Annotated in this window: 18 protein-coding genes and 5 tRNA genes; 22 read left to right on the forward strand and 1 reads right to left on the reverse strand. The window is 48.8% G+C overall.

Annotated features, from left to right (window positions below):
- Positions 1-14: 14 nt before the first annotated feature.
- From AC5SV9_RS16070 to AC5SV9_RS16170, 21 genes are all read left to right on the forward strand, one after another.
- Positions 15-2,837, forward strand: coding sequence for a transporter substrate-binding domain-containing protein (locus tag AC5SV9_RS16070; protein ID WP_475148496.1), 2,823 nt, complete (start codon positions 15-17; stop codon positions 2,835-2,837).
- An 83-nt stretch (positions 2,838-2,920) separates the two neighbouring features.
- A complete protein-coding gene (aspS, locus tag AC5SV9_RS16075) occupies positions 2,921-4,699 on the forward strand; it encodes an aspartate--tRNA ligase (RefSeq protein WP_475148498.1) in 1,779 nt (592 codons plus the stop codon).
- A gap of 69 nt (positions 4,700-4,768) precedes the next feature.
- Complete coding sequence (locus AC5SV9_RS16080) at positions 4,769-5,512, forward strand: YebC/PmpR family DNA-binding transcriptional regulator (protein WP_475148500.1); 744 nt, start codon at positions 4,769-4,771, stop codon at positions 5,510-5,512.
- A 2-nt stretch (positions 5,513-5,514) separates the two neighbouring features.
- Entirely contained in the window at positions 5,515-6,039 is a 525-nt protein-coding gene (ruvC, locus tag AC5SV9_RS16085) for a crossover junction endodeoxyribonuclease RuvC (RefSeq protein ID WP_475148502.1), read from the forward strand.
- A gap of 38 nt (positions 6,040-6,077) precedes the next feature.
- Entirely contained in the window at positions 6,078-6,698 is a 621-nt protein-coding gene (gene ruvA, locus AC5SV9_RS16090; protein ID WP_475148503.1) for a Holliday junction branch migration protein RuvA, read from the forward strand.
- A gap of 2 nt (positions 6,699-6,700) precedes the next feature.
- Positions 6,701-7,711, forward strand: a complete 1,011-nt coding sequence (gene ruvB / locus AC5SV9_RS16095) for a Holliday junction branch migration DNA helicase RuvB (protein ID WP_475148504.1) — start codon at positions 6,701-6,703, stop codon at positions 7,709-7,711.
- A gap of 721 nt (positions 7,712-8,432) precedes the next feature.
- Entirely contained in the window at positions 8,433-8,843 is a 411-nt protein-coding gene (ybgC, locus tag AC5SV9_RS16100) for a tol-pal system-associated acyl-CoA thioesterase (RefSeq protein ID WP_475148507.1), read from the forward strand.
- The gene (gene tolQ, locus AC5SV9_RS16105; RefSeq protein WP_134056423.1) at positions 8,833-9,522 is read left to right on the forward strand and encodes a protein TolQ; all 690 of its coding nucleotides are present in this window, start codon (positions 8,833-8,835) and stop codon (positions 9,520-9,522) included. Before ybgC ends, tolQ begins: the two co-directional genes overlap by 11 nt.
- On the forward strand, positions 9,522-9,947 hold the full coding sequence (gene tolR / locus AC5SV9_RS16110; RefSeq protein WP_475148510.1) for a protein TolR: 426 nt from the start codon (positions 9,522-9,524) through the stop codon (positions 9,945-9,947). The genes tolQ and tolR overlap by 1 nt, the downstream gene beginning before the upstream one ends.
- A gap of 7 nt (positions 9,948-9,954) precedes the next feature.
- Positions 9,955-10,866: a cell envelope integrity protein TolA gene (gene tolA, locus AC5SV9_RS16115; protein ID WP_475148511.1), complete on the forward strand. Its 912-nt coding sequence runs from the start codon at positions 9,955-9,957 to the stop codon at positions 10,864-10,866.
- A gap of 8 nt (positions 10,867-10,874) precedes the next feature.
- The gene (gene tolB, locus AC5SV9_RS16120; RefSeq protein ID WP_475148512.1) at positions 10,875-12,221 is read left to right on the forward strand and encodes a Tol-Pal system beta propeller repeat protein TolB; all 1,347 of its coding nucleotides are present in this window, start codon (positions 10,875-10,877) and stop codon (positions 12,219-12,221) included.
- Positions 12,222-12,264: 43 nt separating this feature from the next.
- Complete coding sequence (gene pal / locus AC5SV9_RS16125; protein WP_475148514.1) at positions 12,265-12,786, forward strand: peptidoglycan-associated lipoprotein Pal; 522 nt, start codon at positions 12,265-12,267, stop codon at positions 12,784-12,786.
- Positions 12,787-12,813: 27 nt separating this feature from the next.
- Positions 12,814-13,611, forward strand: coding sequence for a tol-pal system protein YbgF (gene ybgF / locus AC5SV9_RS16130; RefSeq protein ID WP_475148516.1), 798 nt, complete (start codon positions 12,814-12,816; stop codon positions 13,609-13,611).
- A gap of 146 nt (positions 13,612-13,757) precedes the next feature.
- Positions 13,758-13,833, forward strand: a tRNA-Lys gene (locus AC5SV9_RS16135).
- Positions 13,834-13,860: 27 nt separating this feature from the next.
- Positions 13,861-13,936, forward strand: a tRNA-Lys gene (locus tag AC5SV9_RS16140).
- Positions 13,937-13,954: 18 nt separating this feature from the next.
- Positions 13,955-14,030: transfer RNA gene (locus AC5SV9_RS16145), tRNA-Lys, on the forward strand.
- A gap of 23 nt (positions 14,031-14,053) precedes the next feature.
- Positions 14,054-14,129 (forward strand) — tRNA-Lys (locus AC5SV9_RS16150).
- A 70-nt stretch (positions 14,130-14,199) separates the two neighbouring features.
- Complete coding sequence (gene nadA, locus AC5SV9_RS16155) at positions 14,200-15,258, forward strand: quinolinate synthase NadA (RefSeq protein ID WP_475148517.1); 1,059 nt, start codon at positions 14,200-14,202, stop codon at positions 15,256-15,258.
- A gap of 115 nt (positions 15,259-15,373) precedes the next feature.
- Positions 15,374-15,463, forward strand: a tRNA-Ser gene (locus AC5SV9_RS16160).
- A gap of 127 nt (positions 15,464-15,590) precedes the next feature.
- On the forward strand, positions 15,591-17,087 hold the full coding sequence (gene bdpA / locus AC5SV9_RS16165; RefSeq protein WP_475148519.1) for a BAR domain-like protein A BdpA: 1,497 nt from the start codon (positions 15,591-15,593) through the stop codon (positions 17,085-17,087).
- Between the two features lie 166 nt (positions 17,088-17,253).
- A complete protein-coding gene (locus AC5SV9_RS16170) occupies positions 17,254-17,442 on the forward strand; it encodes a hypothetical protein (protein WP_475148521.1) in 189 nt (62 codons plus the stop codon).
- A 12-nt stretch (positions 17,443-17,454) separates the two neighbouring features.
- Here AC5SV9_RS16170 and yjjX read toward each other — a convergent pair whose 3' ends face one another.
- On the reverse strand, positions 17,455-17,973 hold the full coding sequence (yjjX, locus tag AC5SV9_RS16175; protein WP_475148522.1) for an inosine/xanthosine triphosphatase: 519 nt from the start codon (positions 17,971-17,973) through the stop codon (positions 17,455-17,457).
- A 235-nt stretch (positions 17,974-18,208) separates the two neighbouring features.
- Between yjjX and AC5SV9_RS16180 the strand changes: the two genes are divergently transcribed.
- Entirely contained in the window at positions 18,209-18,856 is a 648-nt protein-coding gene (locus AC5SV9_RS16180; protein ID WP_475148524.1) for a DUF445 domain-containing protein, read from the forward strand.
- Positions 18,857-18,896: the final 40 nt, after the last annotated feature.

Consider the following 18,896-nt stretch of genomic DNA (forward strand, 5'->3'; position numbering starts at 1 on the left):
GGAAGCATAACATAATGATTGGTAAATCTATCTTGGCATCACTGTTTGTTTTTCTGCTGGGTATAACCGGTGCGGGCGCAGCGCCATTACCGCAGCAGTTAAAAGTAGCCGTCAGTGTAGACTCCTATCCTTATATGTTTACTGATGATAACGGTGAGGTAGCCGGGCTGGTTATAGACTACTGGCGCGAAATCGGGCGTCAGCAAAATATCAGTATTAAGTTTGTAGCGGCTAATTGGCCAGACACACTGAAGCAGCTGCAATCCGGCGAGGTTGACCTGCACGGCGCTGTCGGGCGTACTCCGGCGCGTGACGCCACCTTTTTGCTGACTGATTTGAATATCGATGCGTTCAGTAATGTCTACGTTATGCGGGATTTGGTGGGGGCTACTGCGCTAAAAGACCTGCAGCCTTTCGTTATAGGCGTTATCGAGAACACCGCTCATCTGGCGGTATTGAAACAGCAATTGCCGCAAGGCAACTTCAAGTATTTTCCTAATGTTTCAGCAATGTATCAGGCTGCACTGGATGGTCAGATTGCCGCTTTTGCCGGGCTCGATAGGCTGCCGGAACAATTTAATGGTCATAGTGAGCTCAGACGTTTGTTCCCGATGCACCGGCGTATTGCATTAAGCCGCATGGAACTGGCATTCGCAGTAATGCCGCAAAACAAGGTGTTGGCAGAACAACTGGCCCAGGCCACAGCGCAACTTAGCCGCAGTTACCTGGACGAGCTGGAGCGGAAATGGCTTGGCGTTCCGGCTGATAAAGATACGTTAATACTGGGGGTATCAGTTAATAATCAACCTTATATGCACGTATCGCCGCAAGGAGACGCGCAGGGACTATTTGTTGAGCTGTGGCAGCACTGGGCTGAGCAAACCGGAACCAAAGTGGTTTTCGTGCCTGATACGTCATCTAACAATCTGCAAAATCTTAAAAAGGGCCGGATAGATGTGGTTATTGGTTTCCCGGATAACACAAATTTGCCTCAGGGGATTGGCCCGGCGTATCAACTGTATGGCTTTAAATCCCATTTTTTTACATTAAACCAGCGCAAGTTTCCGCCGCTGACGGCGGTATCAGAGGGTAATGTCGGGGTCTTTGGCAATGCGCCTTATCAGGCCGAATTGAGCCGGCGTTATCCTCACGCAGAGTTTATGCAGTATCGCCAGCTGGAAGATATGGTGCAGGGCACGTTAAATGGTGAGCTGAATGGTTTTTTTGGTGCGTCTGCCATCATACCCCTTAGGTTACAGCAGCTAAATCAAAATGATGTTTTTGTCGCACAACCGGATTCAGTAGTTTTCGCTCCGATATACAGCCTGATCCGGGATGACAATACCGAGCTGGCAGAAAAAATCCGTCAGGGCTTTTCAAACTTTACGCTGGACTGGTTTATTGAGGTGGAGAAAAAATGGGTTGTGCAACCCGACCTGAGGTATTTCCCGCAGTTCCGTAAGCAGATCCCGCTGACCGAAACTGAAGTTAACTGGCTAAATTCGCACCCGGCTTTACGTGTCGGCATGCTGGATAACTGGCCGCCAATGGAGTTTGTTGACGATGCCGGTAACCCGGCTGGTGTTACCGTTGATATGTTTAACCTGCTGTCTGAGCGGTTAAAGGTCGATTTTACTATCCAGATTTACAGTAACTTTAATGACATGCTTAAGGCGCTGGAACACAAAGAGATTGACGTAATTGCCAATGTTTCTGAACAGGAAGAAAGGCGCCGCTATGCCCGCTTTACAGACGAGTTTTGGTCGACACAATGGGCCGTTATTGGCGCTTTAAATGCCGACCTCATTGTTAATACTGCCGATCTGAATGGAAAAAGCGTTGCCATCTATAAGGACTATAAACTGGCGAGGCACTTAAACGATATTTACCCGCAAATTAAGGTCGTGCCGGCCAGATCATTGCGTGACGGATTGGAGTTATTGCAACAGGGTAAAGTTGATTATGCTCTGGATTCGGTTGAAGCTTCCAGCGAAATGGTGCGCCAGGCAGGATACTTGTATTTACGTGTGCAAATCCTGGAAGACCTTCCCACTTACCCGTCACTTATTGCTGTCAGGGAGGACTACGCGCCGTTGGTGGTTATGCTGAATAAAGGCCTGCGCAGTATAGGCAAAGAAGAGCGTCAGCAGTTATATCAGAATTGGTTCAGCTTTCAGGTGACGCAGGGCATAAATCAGGCACAGTTCAGGCAAACAATGTGGCAGATTGGCGGTGTAGCTGCCTTGCTGCTGACGTTTGTTGTAATCTGGAATTTGTCACTACGCAGAGAGGTATCACTGCGTCGTCAGGCTGAACAAAAAATGCGGTTTATGGCGACACATGATGATCTGACACAGATCCCTAACCGCTCTTTAATTAAAGAACGGATAGAACAGGCGCTGCTGCAACATGCGCGGCACAATGAAATTCTGGCGTTGTTGTTTATCGACCTGGATGGTTTTAAAGAGGTTAATGACCAGTTTGGCCATGAGGTCGGTGATGAATTACTACAAAAACTGGCGGCCATTTTAGGTACTGCGATACGTAAAAGTGACACCGTGGCCCGCTTTGGCGGTGATGAGTTTGTTATTTTACTAACCGGTTTGTTAAGCCGGGACGATGCCGCCATCGTTGCGGAGAAAATTCTGCATCAGCTGGCCGAACCGGTGACGTTGTCTGTCGGTGAAGTGCAGGTGGGGGCCAGTATTGGCATTGCTGTGTACCCGGATGATGGTACTGACTGCGCACGGTTACTCAGAGTAGCCGACAGTTTGATGTACCGCGTGAAGCAGCAAGGTAAAAATCAGTACTGTTTTTCCCGTGTAGTGAATTCGTAAGCGGGCAGTGACATTAAGCGTCAATTCTATATAATTAGCCGTCATTTTAGTGCCGCTGATTAGCAAGGTAGAAGGAAGGTTTAATGCGTAGCCATTATTGCGGTTTGTTAACTGCACAACATGTTGGGCAACAGGTGTCTTTATGCGGTTGGGTGAATCGTCGCCGCGATCTGGGTGGGTTGATATTTTTAGACCTGCGTGACCGCGAAGGCATGGTGCAGGTGGTGTGTGACCCAGACTTAAAAGACCTGTTCGATGTGGCATACACGTTACGCAATGAATTCTGTATTCAGATTAAAGGCCAGGTGCGTGCGCGCCCTGAGTCTCAGGTTAATAAAGACATGGCAACCGGTGAGGTGGAAGTCTATGCCAGTGAGCTGGTTATCCTGAACAAAGCTGCGCCGCTGCCATTAGACTCGAACCAGAACAACAGTGAAGAGCAGCGTTTAAAATACCGCTACCTTGATTTACGCCGGCCAATGATGACTGAACGGCTGAAATTCCGCGCTAAAGTGACCAGCTTTGTCCGTAATTTCATGGACAGTCATGGCTTTATGGACGTGGAAACGCCCATTCTGACCAAAGCTACGCCAGAAGGCGCGCGCGACTATTTAGTGCCAAGCCGCACCCATAAAGGCCAGTTTTTTGCTCTGCCGCAATCACCACAGTTGTTTAAGCAGTTGCTGATGATGTCGGGTTTAGATCGCTACTATCAAATCGTTAAATGTTTCCGCGATGAAGATTTACGTGCTGACCGTCAGCCGGAATTCACCCAGATCGATATTGAAACCTCGTTTATGAGTGCTGAGCAGGTAATGGAAGTTACCGAAAAGATGGTGCATCAGATGTTTAACGAGTTACTGGGTGTAGATCTGGGCCAGTTCCCGCGTATGCCATATTGGGAAGCGATGCGCTTATACGGCTCTGATAAACCGGATCTGCGTAACCCGATGCAGTTTGTCGATGTGGCTGATTTATTAAAAGAGGTTGATTTCAAGGTGTTCTCTGGCCCGGCAAACGATGCCAAAGGCCGTGTAGTGGCACTGAAAGTACCTGGCGCTGCTGAGAAAGTATCGCGTAAAGATATCGATAACTACACCAGCTTCGTTGGCATCTACGGTGCTAAGGGCCTGGCGTGGATGAAAGTGAATGATGTTGCGGCAGGCGTTGAAGGTGTGCAATCTCCGGTGGCGAAGTTTTTAACGCCAGAGATCGTCTCGACCATTATCAGCCGTACAGAAGCACAGAACGGCGATTTAATTTTCTTCGGTGCTGACAGCTACAAAGTGGTATGTGAAGCCATGGGAGCGCTGCGTCTGAAACTGGGTGAAGATTTAGGTATTACTCAGCCAGGCTGGAAGCCTTTGTGGGTAGTAGACTTCCCGATGTTCGAAGAAAACGATGACGGCAGCTTCTCCGCAGTGCATCACCCGTTTACCTCGCCACTGGATACTGCTGCATTCTTAAATACCGCTAATAGTGAGCTGAAACTCGGTGAGTTGTTGTCTAACGCCTACGATATGGTACTAAACGGCACGGAATTAGGCGGTGGTTCGGTACGTATTCATACTGCTGACGTTCAGGCCAAAGTATTTACTCTGCTGGGTATCAGCGATGAAGAAGCCGCTGAAAAGTTTGGTTTCCTGCTGGAAGCATTAAAGTACGGCGCACCACCACATGCCGGTTTAGCCTTTGGTCTGGACCGCTTAGTGATGCTGATGACCGGCGCAACCTCTATCCGTGACGTGATGGCGTTCCCGAAAACAGCAACGGCAGCGTGCCCGCTGACAGATGCGCCAGGTGCTGCGAACCCGGCACAACTGGCCGAGCTTGGCATTAGTGTGGTTGCTAAGCCACAATAAACTAAATCTCGTCTGTTTTATCTGCAATACCGTGGCAGCAGCTTTGCTGCCACAACTAAGGAGTAACTGATGGCCGGCCATAGTAAATGGGCGAACATGAAGCATCGCAAAGCCCGTCAGGATGCGAAAAAGAATAAAATTTTTACCAAGATTATCCGTGAGCTGACAGTTGCCGCCAGGTTGAATCCTGACGTAACGGCTAACCCGCGTTTACGCTTAGCGGTAGACAAAGCACTGTCAGAAAATATGACCCGTGACACCATAGACCGGGCTATAAAGCGTGGTGCCGGTGCGAATGATGGTGAAAACTACGAAGAGCTGGTGTACGAGGGGTATGGCCCGAACGGTGTGGCGGTAATAGTCGAGACAATGACGGATAACCATAAACGTACCGTGGCCGACGTACGCCATGCTTTTACCAAAGCCGGTGGCAGCCTTGGTACTTCCGGCTCTGTTGCATATCTGTTTACCCGCCGTGGTGTGCTGATGTTTGCTCCCGGTGCAGATGAAGATGCACTAATGGAGGCTGCGCTGGAAGCGGGCGCTGAAGATGTGGTCACAGATGATGATGGCAGCATCGAAGTGTTTACCACTGCAGAGACATTCAGTGATGTGAAAGACGCGCTGAACGCAGCAGGCTTTATTGCCGACAACGGCGAAGTCACACTGGTGCCTGCAACCCGGGCCGAGGTGGATGCCGATCATGTTGCTGCATTTTTTAAAATGATCGATCAGCTTGAAGACTGCGACGATGTGCAAAATGTCTACCATAACGCCGATATCAGTGATGAGCTGATGGCAGAGCATAGCTGAGCGTGAATATTATTCTCGGCATCGACCCCGGCAGCCGGTTAACGGGCTACGGTGTTGTGCGTCAGAGCGGTATGAAGTTTGAATACGTGGCCAGCGGTTGTATCCGGTTAAACCCGGATGATTTATTGCCTGAGCGGCTGCTGGATATTTTTAACGGCGTCAGCGAAATCATTGTTCAGACCCGGCCAACCATTTTTGCCATCGAGCAGGTGTTTATGGCACGTAATGCTGACTCTGCGTTAAAGCTGGGCCAGGCCCGTGGCGCGGCTATAGTAGCTGCTAAACATGCCAGCCTTGACGTATTCGAATACTCAGCCCGCCAGGTTAAACAGTCTGTTGTCGGTACCGGCGCTGCCGACAAAGCGCAGGTGCAGCACATGGTACGTACCTTACTGAAGTTACCAGCCAACCCCCAGGCCGATGCCGCTGACGCCCTTGCAGTTGCGTTATGTCATGGGCATACTCAGCAAAGTTTAGTGAGTCTGGCCGGGCAAGCACGTAAAACCGTGCGTGGACGCCTGCGCTAGTGCTTTGCATATAACGGTCTAACCAATAAGCAGATTCTATGATCGGACGTTTACGCGGTATCCTGCTGGAAAAGCAGGCGCCGGATTTATTAATAGAAGTGGCCGGTGTGGGTTACGAAGTACAGTTACCGTTAACCAGTTTCTATCAGCTGCCCGCCACGGGTGAAGAAGCCACTATTTATACACATTTTGTCGTGCGTGAAGATGCGCAGCTATTATATGGCTTCGTTAATCCAAACGAACGCGCCCTGTTCAGGCAGTTAATTAAAGCCAATGGTGTTGGCCCCAAGCTGGCACTGACGATTCTGTCCGGCATGACCGCGCAGCAGTTTGTCCGCTGCGTGCAACTGGACGACGTCAGCACACTGGTGAAGTTACCCGGCGTCGGTAAAAAAACGGCAGAACGGCTGGTAATAGAAATGCGTGACCGCTTAAAAGATTGGGGTATAGCGCCCAATACTCCTGTGACAGATGCACTGATATTGCAAGCTGATGAAGCCGTGTTTAGCCCGCAGGAAAGTGCTGAGCACGATGCAATTAGTGCGCTGGTGTCTCTGGGCTATAGTCAGGCGCAGGCAGATAAAGCTGTGCAAAAAGTGAAGCAAACTGACATGAGCAGTGAACAACTGATTAAAGCCGCCCTGCGGAGCATGATGTAACGATGATAGAAGCTGACCGTTTAATTCAAACTGCTGCTACGCGTGAAGATGAGGTTATAGACCGTGCTATCCGGCCGAAAACCCTGGCGGACTACACTGGACAGCAACATGTTTGCCAGCAGATGGCCATTTTTATTGAAGCCGCCCGCGGTCGTGGTGACCCCTTGGATCATTTACTGATTTTCGGTCCGCCTGGCCTGGGTAAAACCACGCTGGCAATGATAGTGGCCAATGAAATGGGCGTAAATATCAAGACCACTTCTGGCCCTGTGCTGGAAAAAGCCGGCGATTTGGCTGCGCTGCTAACCAACCTTGAACCGAACGATGTGCTGTTTATTGATGAGATACATCGTTTAAGCCCGGTTGTTGAAGAGATTCTGTACCCGGCGATGGAAGATTATCAACTGGACATTATGATAGGGGAAGGCCCGGCAGCCCGATCTATCAAGCTGGATTTGCCCCCTTTCACACTGGTTGGGGCAACTACCCGTGCCGGCGCTTTGACATCACCACTGCGTGACCGTTTTGGTATAGTGCAGCGGCTTGAGTTTTATAAAGTAGATGAGCTGACGCAGATTATTCTGCGCTCGGCCCATTTTCTTAATTTACAACTGGACGAAGCCGGCGCGGCCGAAATTGCCCGCCGCTCGCGTGGTACACCGCGAATAGCCAACCGTTTGTTACGGCGGGTTCGTGACTATGCGCAGGTTAAAGCCGGTGGCGTAGTCACCGTTGACGTTGCAGCTTCTGCACTGCAGATGGTAGATGTCGATGCCGAAGGCTTTGACTACATGGACCGTAAGCTTATTTTGGCCATTATTGAAAAGTTTATGGGTGGACCGGTAGGGCTGGATAACCTGGCCGCTGCCATTGGTGAAGAAAAAGATACCATCGAAGATGTGATAGAGCCGTTTCTGATCCAGCAGGGCTTTATTCAGCGCACACCACGCGGACGCATTGCAGCGCCACGCGCCTACACCCATTTTGGCTTTGATCTCCCGACAAATGAGTAGTAAATGATAATCATACCCTAACCAGTTTAATCTGCGGCTAGGCGGCCAATGAGCGACTTCCCATGAGCATAGTTTCCTATGTGATTGGGAGGCGCGAGTGCAGCCAATAACGCAGCAGGTTAAAATGGGACGGGTATGAAAAAAAAAGCCCGCTTAATTAAGCGGGCAGCAACAAGTTGAAGGAGTGCTTCAAAAAATCCAGGGAACATGTTGAAACAGCAATAAAATTCGGTTCAAACACAAATCTCATTACTTTGTGATCCTTACTAAGACTCAGCAAAAACTTTGCTGCCTCTTTGCGCTAGCTCAGAACACATGCGTATGATAGATATTTGGAGTATTTACTTCAAACGAGAAAAACTGCTATTTAGGTATTAGAAAAAATAATGCATCAGCTTGGCTGGGTTGTATTAAAAATATGCAATCGTAAGCGTGCCATGCGTTGCAGGCTTCTGTTCATACACGGTTAATGTAAAATCGGGATTATGGCCAACATTACTTTTTGTCAGGTTTTAGCATTAAGTAGGTGTTTATCCTGCAAGGAAGGGGATTGGTCGATTCTGAGTAAAACACAGGAACTTACTGCTGAAATAACAGTCGACAGAAATTAATATAAAAAACAAGTGGGCGGCGCAGAAAAATATAGTTGGGTTTCATCTGTACAGATGATTGAGTTGTTGTTCGGCCTTACTTATCATATGCAGCAATTAAAGCGAATATCATGTCTGAAACAGTCTATACATTCCCAGTGCGCGTGTACTATGAAGATACCGATGCCGGAGGAATAGTTTACTATGCAAATTATTTAAAGTTTTTTGAAAGAGCGCGCACCGAATGGTTGCGTGCCTTGGGTATTGAGCAGGATTTTTTATTGTCAAAAAATGTCGCTTTTGTTGTTACTCAGGTTTTAATGGATAACAAAAAGGCGGCTAAATTTAATGAATTATTGACGGTATCTAGTCAAATCAGTACCTTAAAACGCGCTAGTATGGTTTTTCAGCAAACAATACACAATAGTGCCGGTGATTTAAATTGCACAGCGCAAATTACAGTGGCTTGTGTTTCGCTACAGGAAATGAAGGCCAGAGCTATTCCGGCCGAAGTGACAGAGGGTTTATTACGTGGCAGGTGAGATATCTATTTTAAGTTTGTTAATTGAAGCCAGTTTTGTTGTGCAGCTGGTGATGTTGATATTGCTCGCGATGTCAGTGATGTCCTGGACCATTATATTCCGCCGTCGTAAAGCATTAAGTGATGCTGTAACCGACGCGAAAAAGTTTGAAGATAAGTTCTGGTCGGGTGTGGATTTATCCAAGTTATATAACGAAGTAAGCGCGCGTGCTGCAAACAGTGGCCTGGAAGCGCTGTTTAAATCGGGTTTCAAAGAGTTCGCCAGGCTGCATAAAACTAACAGCCGGCAACCTGCAGCTGTAATGGAAGGCACACAGCGCGCAATGCGTGTTGGTTTGTCCCGCGAAGTTGAAAGGTTAGAGATGCATTTACCCTTTCTGGCGACGGTTGGCTCTATTAGTCCTTACATTGGTTTGTTTGGTACTGTGTGGGGCATTATGAACTCTTTTATTGCGCTTGGCGCAGTTGAGCAAGCGACATTGTCGATGGTTGCGCCGGGCATTGCCGAAGCACTTATAGCAACAGCGATCGGTTTATTTGCCGCTATACCGGCAGTTATTGCTTATAACAAGTTTTCACATCAGGTTGAGTCATTGGAAAGCAGTTATGCCAACTTTGTAGAAGAGTTTTCCAATATTCTTCACCGCCAGGCCGTATCGAATAACGGAGATGCTGCCTGATGTATGTACGTAAGAAACGCCGGTTAAAGGCCGAGATAAACGTGGTGCCCTATATCGACGTTATGCTGGTTTTGCTGGTGATTTTTATGGTGACAACACCACTTATTACCCAAGGGGTAAAAGTAGAGCTGCCAAAATCTGCTGCAGAGCCAATAAAGCAGATGCAGGATGGTAAAACGCCACTTGTTGCCACGGTTGATCAGGATGGGCTGTATTATTTTGAGAAAGATGGCAAACAACAGGGGCCTTTTACAGCGGCTGAGTTGACGGTGGAAGTTGCCAGTTGGCTGACTATCGAGCCTGGCACCCAGGTGATTGTAAAAGGTGACGCCAAAGTAAGTTACGATGCAGTGATTCGCCTTATCAATGTACTCAAAAGCGCTGGCGCCCCGGCTGTTGGCCTGATGACAGACAACCTGGAATAGAATTGATATGGCAGTGGTAATAGAACCTTCATTGGCAAAATCACTGGGCTTACATCTGGCTATACTGGTGTTGCTGGTGTTTGGTGCTGATTTTTCCAGCAAGCCAGAGATGGTAACAGTAAGCTTGCAATCTGAGGGTCAGGCGCCGGTTGAGGCCGTGGCGGTGGACGAGAAATTGCTGAATGAGCGCGTGCAGCAAATGCAACGCGAGCGTGATGCGGCTAAAGCGGCAGAAGAAAAGCGGATTCGCGATCTGGAACGCCGTGCAGCTCAGGCTGAGCAAAACCGTACGGCGGAAGAGCAACGTTTGAAGCGGGTGGCTGAGGAAAAACGCAAGGCTGATGCCGAAGCGCAAAAAGCGAAAGCTGCGGCGGCTGAAGCGAAAAAGCGTCAGGAACAGGAAAATGCTAAAGCTAAGCAAGCTGAGCAGGCCCGGATAGCGAAAGAGCAGGAGCGCCAGAAAGCGGAAGAGGCAGCTAAAGCTGCTGAGCAAAAACGCAAAGCTGAGCAGGAAGCAGCAGAAAAAGCAGCCGCAGAACGTGAACGTAAAGCGGCAGAAGCAAGACAGCGTGCCGAGCAGGAACGCGCAATGCAAGAGCAAATGGCGAAAGAAGCTCAGGCAAGGGCGGCAGCCCGAGCGCAGCAATCTGCTACGGAAGTGCAACGCTACACGGCTTTGATTAAAGGGGCAATTGAGGACAATCTTCTGGGAGACAGCAGTATGAGAGGGAAGAGTTGCCGTATTAATATTAGGTTAGCGTCCAGCGGTTTTGTGATTAACGTTAGTTATGTTAGTGGCGATAGAACTCTTGCTGATGCAGCTATAAGGGCTGTAGAAAAAGTGAGAACTTTTCCAATGTCAGATAACCCTGATGTGTACAATCAATTGAAAGACATAACATTGACCGTGGAGCCATAGTTTTTAATATGTTTAGAATAATTGGAATAACCTTCATTTTCGTAACTGCGGTGTTCAGCTTTAGTGCTAAGGCATCATTAGAAATAGTCATTACTGACATTATTGATTCTGCCAGGCCGATAGCTGTTCTGCCATTCACTTTTAAAGGCTCTAACTTACCAAAAGAGCGTATAGATGAGGTTATTGCTGCGGACCTTATGCGTAGTGGCAAGTTTAATGCACTGGCTAGCATTAAAATGCCACAGCGGCCGCAAAGCGCAGCACAAATTGATTACGCTGCCTGGTCACGTGAAGGTGTTGAAGCCATTGTTATTGGCCAGATCACTGAAATTGGTATTGACCGCTACACAGTGAGTTTTGAACTTATTGACGTATTAAAAGGCAGTAATGCTGCCAGTCGCCAATCGCTAAATGCCGGCCGCTTAGGGGGCAGCAATGAGCATATTCTGGATAGCCGTGAAACCACTATTAATGGCAGCCAGTTCCGTCAGTATGCGCACCGGATCAGCGATATCGTTTATGAGAAGCTTACCGGTGAGCGCGGTGCTTTCCTGACAAAAATTGCTTACGTGCTGGTGAATCGCAAGCTGGAATTCCCTTACCAGCTGGTGGTAGCAGATTATGATGGTGCGAACGAGCAGATATTACTGCGCTCGAAAGAGCCGCTGATGTCTCCGAGCTGGTCACCGGATGGGACTAAACTGTCTTATGTAACCTTTGAGAAACGTCAGTCACAAATCTATATCCAGGATATTTACACTGGCCGGCGTACTATGTTGAGCAGTACACCTGGTATTAACGGTGCGCCAGTATGGTCACCGGATGGCAGAAAGATGGCGATGGTATTGTCCAAAGACGGTAACACCGAGATTTACACCATGGATATTGCCACTAAGGCGTTAACCCGGATCACTAACCACCGTGCCATTGATACCGAGCCGTCGTGGTCACCGGATGGCAAGGAGCTGTTGTTCAGTTCTGAGCGTGGTGGTAATCCACAACTTTATAGCGTAAATTTGTTAACGGGTACGACCAGACGTTTAACTTTTGAAGGTGAAATGAATCTGGCCGGCTCTTATACACCGGATGGTAATTCGGTGGTGATGGTCAACCGCATCCGCGGTGAGTACCGTATCGCAAAAATGGATCGTCAGACCCGGTTTCTGCAGGTACTTACCAAAACTAATCTGGATGAGTCGCCAAGCGTGGCGCCGAACGGTTCGATGATCATATACAGCACCATGCATGGTTCTACGCAGGTGTTAGCACTGGTTTCTATGGATGGTCGTTTTAAAGCACGACTGCCGGCAGTCGAAGGACAGGTTAAATCGCCGGCGTGGTCGCCGTTTTTATAGAAAAGCAAGATAGTTATTACATTTAAATACTAAGGACAACATCATGAAATTAAATAAAGTGTTAAAAGGTTTATTCATTGCATTACCAGTGCTGACTTTGGCTGCTTGTAGCTCAACTTCATCTACTGACCAGTCAGGTGCGGACACATCAAACATGCCGCAAGAGACTGTTCAGGTTGAAACTGTTGAGCAAACAATCAGCCCTGCAGAACAAATGCGTCAGAAACTGGAAGCGCTGCGCCAGGAAAACACCATTTACTTCGACTTCGACAAAGCTACTGTACGTCCTGAGTTCATCGAAACTCTGCAGGCGCACGGTGCATTTTTAACGTCTAACCCAAGCGTACGTGTAACAATTGAAGGCCACTCAGACGAGCGTGGTACTCCAGAATACAACATCGCACTGGGCGAGCGTCGTGCTCAGGCTGTTGTGCAGTATCTGCAAAACTTAGGCGTGTCAGCAGGCCAAATCTCTACTGTTAGCTACGGTGAAGAGAAGCCGGTTGATATGTCACGTACTGAAGCAGGTTTTGCTAAAAACCGTCGTGCAGTGTTAGTCTACTAATCCAGACTAATTACTGTATTGATACGCATGACTGTTAAATATACTCTGCTCGCTGCACTGACACTGGTTCATACCGGTGTTAGTGCTAATCCTGCGCCGGTTACTGATATTAATCGTAACCGCGCTTCCTCTACTTCCATGACTGCGACTCAGCCATCCGGTTCGCTGGAACAGCGTCTGACAACACTGGAGCGTATTGTGGAAGCGCGTACAGAAGCCCAGCTTCGTATGGCACAGCAATTACAAACCTTATTGGATGAGGTAAGTGAGTTGCGGGGGGTAACAGAAACACATACGTATCAGCTTGACGAAATCCTGCAACGCCAACGCGATTTGTATCAGGAAATAGACCGCCGGGTCAGTGCTATCCAGCAGCCAGCTGCTAATAACAATGCGGCAGTAACGCCGGTAGACACGCCTGTGGCGACGCCTAGCTACTCCAGCGATGTTTCTGAGAACGACGCGTATGACAAAGCTGTCAACATGGTGCTGAAAGACCGGCGCTATGAAGCGGCAATTCCGGAGTTCGAGAACTTTATTCAAAACTACCCCAATTCAGGTTATGCACCTAATGCTCATTATTGGTTAGGCCAGTTATTGTTTAACAATAACGAACTTGCCAAGGCAAAAACGCATTTTGAGCGGGTAGTGAATAATTTTCCTCAGTCAAATAAAGTTGCCGACGCCTTACTGAAATTAGGTCAGGTGGCCGAGCGCGAGAACCAAAAAGACGCAGCCCTGCGGTATTACCGTCAGCTGGTTGATAAGCATTCAACTGCGACATCAGCGAAACTGGCGCAAGACAGGATTGACGCACTTAAGTAACTCAACCCGGCGTTAGCCGGGTTTTTTCTGTGCACAAGATGTTAGCATCCGCTGGCATTTTGAGCAGTCAGACTAGTATCAGCCGGTTTTTGACACTTTTTGGTTGCACAAAAGCCGTAAATCAGTAAGATATGCGTCCGCAGTGGGGGTCATTAGCTCAGCTGGTAGAGCAGCGGACTTTTAATCCGTTGGTCGATGGTTCGAATCCATCATGACCCACCAAAGCGCACAAACTAAAGTTATCGAAGTGGGTCATTAGCTCAGCTGGTAGAGCAGCGGACTTTTAATCCGTTGGTCGATGGTTCGAATCCATCATGACCCACCACTTCGACACCACCTGTTTGGGTCATTAGCTCAGCTGGTAGAGCAGCGGACTTTTAATCCGTTGGTCGATGGTTCGAATCCATCATGACCCACCACTTATTTTTCGTTTTTCCTGCATGGGTCATTAGCTCAGCTGGTAGAGCAGCGGACTTTTAATCCGTTGGTCGATGGTTCGAATCCATCATGACCCACCATGCAATGTTCTGTATTTTACCAACACGCAGCGCTATAATAGCCGCCCTTTTAAGCCAGCGGGTGAGCCCTATGGAACAAGTGTTGTATTTCACAGAGCAAGATTTTGCCTTCCCTAAAAAGCCGCAGCCGTTAAGCAGCGATGACAAGCAAGCCTACAAGGATCGTATTAAAAAGCTGTTACAGCAAAAAGACGCTGTGCTGGTAGCCCATTATTACACCGACCCTGAAATTCAGGCGCTGGCGGAAGAAACCGGTGGCTGTGTATCTGACTCCTTAGAAATGGCTCGTTTTGGTAATGAACACCCGGCGAAAACCCTGATTGTCGCAGGTGTTAAGTTTATGGGCGAAACGTCAAAAATTTTAACGCCGAATAAAACCGTACTAATGCCCACGTTGGAAGCCACCTGCTCGTTAGATTTAGGCTGCCCGGCAGAGCCATTTTCAGCATTTTGTGACGCGCACCCTGAGCGGGTAGTGGTTGTGTATGCTAATACCTCAGCTGCGGTTAAGGCCCGCGCAGATTGGGTGGTAACCTCGTCTATTGCTTTAGATGTGGTGGATTACCTCGATAGTATCGGTAAAAAGATTATCTGGGGGCCGGATAAGCATTTAGGGGCCTATGTACAAAAGCAAACCGGCGCCGACATGTTGCTTTGGAACGCAGCCTGCATCGTACACGATGAGTTCAAAGCCAATGCGCTGATAGAGCTGAAAAAGCAATACCCGAGCGCCGCAGTATTGGTTCACCCTGAATCACCTGATAGTGTAGTGCAGCTAGCCGATGCGGTAGGCTCTACCAGTCAACTGATTAAAGCCAGTCAAACGCTGCCTAACGACACCTTTATTGTCGCAACCGATAAAGGCATCTTTTACAAAATGCAGCAGCAGATGCCGGACAAGGTATTTATCGAAGCTCCAACCGGCGGTAACGGCGCAACGTGCCGCAGCTGCGCTCATTGCCCCTGGATGGCAATGAACGGCTTAAAAGCGATAGAGACAGCATTAACCGACACCACAGGCCATGAGATCTTTGTTGATGCGGTGCTTCGAGAAAAAGCCTTAGTGCCGCTAAACCGCATGCTGAGCTTTGCAGCGGAGCTTAAAAAGCAGGTTAAAGGTAACGCTTAATAACCAAAGGCAGCATAGTGGCGAAAATTCCGGCAGAAACAACCGGCTTTGCGATATAACAGTTGCAGCAGACAGGGAATTTCCCTAGTATAGCCGCGCTTGCAACGCAAGTTCCGGAGAGATGGCTGAGTGGCTGAAGGCGCACGCCTGGAAAGTGTGTTTAGGTTAACCCCTAACGAGGGTTCGAATCCCTCTCTCTCCGCCATATAAAAAACAAAAGGCCCGCGCATTAAGCGCGGGCCTTTTGTTTTACCATAAGCTGCTGGTAAAATAACCCATCTTTAATATCACCGTCCGGTGATCTGTTTACCCATACTGTTTGCGGAGTACCGATGCGTAATCTGATTGCGTTGTTTTTTGCTGCCTGGCTGCCAGCTGCCGCTGCGCAGGCTTATTCGGCAGTATTGCAGGACGGCTTTGAGCAGGGCAGTGAGCAGCACTGGCGTCAGCTGGGCGATTGCCGGGCATTATTGGGCGCGCCACGTTCTGGTGAGCTGGCCTTGCGTTGTAAGGCGGGAACCAGTGTGCTGTTTAGCAATCAGCCACTGAGTGAGATGGGTGTACTGGAGCTGTGGGTCAAACCTGAAACTGATATAACGTCCTACCGTATCCAGGTGCTGGTGTCGGATTTGCCTTCGGTTAATGCGCTGTGGCAGCCGGTTGCGCTGATCGACTATAACGGCGGTGAGCAAGGTTATAAAGCACACCGGGTATCGGTTGACGACCCTGCAAAGCGCTATTTAAGGCTGGATATAGAAGCCGTTAACGGCCTTATCGATATCGACGATTTGCAGATTGAACGTATTTTACTGGCGACTGCGCTACAGAAGAATGAGCAACGCATTGTCAGTGGTATTCTGGATAAGCTACGTCAGGACCAGAATGTGGCATTGCAGGCAGAATCATTTCGCACACTGGGTGTGAATTACGCGGCGCAGCTGGATATGCAGCGCCAGTACCTGGAATACGCTAATGCTCTGTATGCCGGCAATGCGCTGGTGCTGGCCAGCGGCGAACGTAACCGCATGGCAAATCCGATGGCCTATGCCAGCTTTCGCAGTATTATCAATGACACCAAACGTGTTACCACACCACTGCAACAAGCGCGGTTAAATTCGATGCTGAAGCCTTTTGGTGATTTGGCCACGGCGACACTGAATGTGGTCAGTGGCGGCGCTTATTCTGCTTTTGCCGAGCCTTTTAAATCTTTTTTGGCCTCCAGCTTTGATAAATCAAGCTACAGTGATGCCGGGCTCAGCCGGTCAGACAGAAAGTTTGCCGAGCAAAATGGGCTGAAAATTTATCAGGATGCTGAGCGCTTTTTATCTGAACTGGAGAAGGAGTTGGTGCAGGTAGCCGGCTTAGAAGCTGAACTGCTGCAAATTCAGCTTTCGATTGAAGATTTCCGCCGTCATCTGACTAAGCAATTACGCGACACGCTGCAGCACGCCAGTATGGCGCGCTCGCAGGAAGCCTTAAGCAGGGCGCTGAGTAAGGATGAAACCATACGGCAGAAGTTGATGCAGGAAGTGGCGGGAAACATCAGCCTGCAGGCAAACAGCTATCTTAATGGTGGCAACAATACCGAATTGGTGCGCTTTGTGCTCAAAACCTCTGAGCAGCTTGAGCAGACGCAAAGCTATAAAGACCAGTTTAATCAGATCACCTCGGCAATGTTAACTTATTACGACCGTTTTGAGCGCTCGGTAAACGCCAGCCAGAACCCCTTTACCGACAATAACGATAAACAGCTGTGGGAAAACCACGCGCAAAAGGCCCGCGCTTATCTGCAGCAATCTAAAGAGTCATTTAACCGCGCTTACCTTTAAGCGCGGTGCCGTTCTTAGCCACGCAAAAAAACATTTATTTTTTTACCTATTTTGACTAAGTTCAGCTGCTGCTCAGCTTGACTCTCTTATGCTTAACCCGTATTCGCCGTTATGTACTGTAAGCAAGTACTGACCAGCCACTATTTTATTAAAGCAGGAGTCTGCTATGAGCGCCGTTAAGCAAAGCCATGTTCAGCAACAACGTTTTTTCTTTCAACAGCAAAAAACGGTTGATTTGACCCAGCAGGAACGCAAAGCGTTAAGCTTGGTGTGGGCCGAAGATGAGGCTGAGTTATCTAAATCTGTTCGCCAGGATACTGATACAGCGCACTGTGCGGTGCTGGGTTACAACTAATTTGTTTAACGTTCAACTGCTGAATAAGTGCGGCTGAATAAACGGGATCATTGCCAGGATAATCGCCTGTTGATAAACACCAGAACGTGTTAGCAGATGGTTGGTTAGCATAGCAATGGCCCCGCCCTGTTGTTTGACGTTATGCTGCGCGAACATACGGTCCATTACATCGCCCAGCTCTTCTCCCTGTTGCATTGCCATGAGGGCAGCCGGCGGAAGTGGCAAACTGGCGGAACGGGTTTTACTGATCCTGCCCTGATGTGATACGCAGACCCAGGCGAAGCTGCTGTCGGTATCCAAACCAGCTTCCAGCGCAACATAATAGTCTGCTCCCGGCGCGGCAGCTGCAACTGCCTGCAGCCGGTTGAGCGCTCCTTCTAAAGTTTCCTCACTTGTCATCGGCTGTGCAGCTACGCCGGAAACGGTTTTCTGGCCACTGCATTGCAATGGCTGCCCGCTGAATATCTGGCAGAATGCGTCCTGCACGGCACGAATTTTCGCCGGGTTGGCTGAGGCAACAATAATTTTCATGTTTTGTCTCTGTTCTGGCTGTCTGCTGACAGCATAACGCGAAGCAGTATCAGGCGAAACTATGCAGCGTTAACATGCGCACTTGCTACGGTAAGCGCTGCTGATTAGAATCGGCGCATTGTATCCGGTACTTTGGTTAACCTGGCCAGAGTTTCTATGCGTAGTTGAGGCTCAGATGAATAAAAATGTTGTTACAAATGGGGTGGCAGCGCTTGTCACATTTGCAGGATGGTATTTGCAGCAGCCACTGCTGTTAAGTGTCGGGCTTTTTGCATTATCAGGTGCGCTAACCAACTGGTTGGCTGTACATATGTTATTTGAAAAAGTACCGTTGCTTTACGGTTCAGGTGTTATCCCTCAGCGCTTCGAGCAATTTAAAAGCGGTATTTATCAGCTGGTGATGACACAGTTTTTCAGCAGTGACAACATCGACCGCTTTTTAGCTGATGAGCAGAAAAGCGCCGATCCGGTATTTGATTTTGAGCCAGTTATTGCGCAGACAGACTTATCACCGGCATTTGATTCATTGTTAAACGTCGTTGAGCAGTCCTCTTTTGGTGGCATGCTGGGCATGTTTGGTGGCAGTGCTGCGTTACAACCGCTAAAAGAGCCATTTATCGCTAAACTCAAGCTGTCGCTGACGGATATTTCCCAGTCCGAGCAGTTCCGTCAACTGGTGTTAGCTCAGCTGGACCAGCCTGAGCAGCTTGAAGGGGTTCGTAATAAAGTAGATACCATAGTGCGCCAGCGTCTGGATGAACTTACGCCTGAGCTGGTAAAAGATATTATTCAACAGATGATCAGGCAGCACTTGGGTTGGCTGGTGGTTTGGGGCGGCGTGTTTGGCGGCATTATTGGCCTGATAGCAGGAGTATTGCAGTAAGCTAACAGCAGACCGCACCGGTGGGTGCGGTCTTTGTTAA

It is taken from the genome of Rheinheimera sp. ATLC3 (genome assembly GCF_059429535.1).

Bases quoted from the DNA above. Each gene is read 5' to 3' on its own strand.
- tolR (WP_475148510.1), top strand. From the start codon at position 9,522: ATGTATGTACGTAAGAAACGCCGGTTAAAGGCCGAGATAAACGTGGTG.
- aspS (WP_475148498.1), top strand. From the start codon at position 2,921: ATGCGTAGCCATTATTGCGGTTTGTTAACTGCACAACATGTTGGGCAA.
- ruvA (WP_475148503.1), top strand. From the start codon at position 6,078: ATGATCGGACGTTTACGCGGTATCCTGCTGGAAAAGCAGGCGCCGGAT.
- AC5SV9_RS16170 (WP_475148521.1), top strand. From the start codon at position 17,254: ATGAGCGCCGTTAAGCAAAGCCATGTTCAGCAACAACGTTTTTTCTTT.
- yjjX (WP_475148522.1), bottom strand. From the start codon at position 17,973: ATGAAAATTATTGTTGCCTCAGCCAACCCGGCGAAAATTCGTGCCGTG.
- AC5SV9_RS16070 (WP_475148496.1), top strand. From the start codon at position 15: ATGATTGGTAAATCTATCTTGGCATCACTGTTTGTTTTTCTGCTGGGT.
- bdpA (WP_475148519.1), top strand. From the start codon at position 15,591: ATGCGTAATCTGATTGCGTTGTTTTTTGCTGCCTGGCTGCCAGCTGCC.
- tolA (WP_475148511.1), top strand. From the start codon at position 9,955: ATGGCAGTGGTAATAGAACCTTCATTGGCAAAATCACTGGGCTTACAT.
- ybgF (WP_475148516.1), top strand. From the start codon at position 12,814: ATGACTGTTAAATATACTCTGCTCGCTGCACTGACACTGGTTCATACC.
- AC5SV9_RS16080 (WP_475148500.1), top strand. From the start codon at position 4,769: ATGGCCGGCCATAGTAAATGGGCGAACATGAAGCATCGCAAAGCCCGT.
- tolB (WP_475148512.1), top strand. From the start codon at position 10,875: ATGTTTAGAATAATTGGAATAACCTTCATTTTCGTAACTGCGGTGTTC.
- ruvB (WP_475148504.1), top strand. From the start codon at position 6,701: ATGATAGAAGCTGACCGTTTAATTCAAACTGCTGCTACGCGTGAAGAT.
- nadA (WP_475148517.1), top strand. From the start codon at position 14,200: ATGGAACAAGTGTTGTATTTCACAGAGCAAGATTTTGCCTTCCCTAAA.
- ybgC (WP_475148507.1), top strand. From the start codon at position 8,433: ATGTCTGAAACAGTCTATACATTCCCAGTGCGCGTGTACTATGAAGAT.
- pal (WP_475148514.1), top strand. From the start codon at position 12,265: ATGAAATTAAATAAAGTGTTAAAAGGTTTATTCATTGCATTACCAGTG.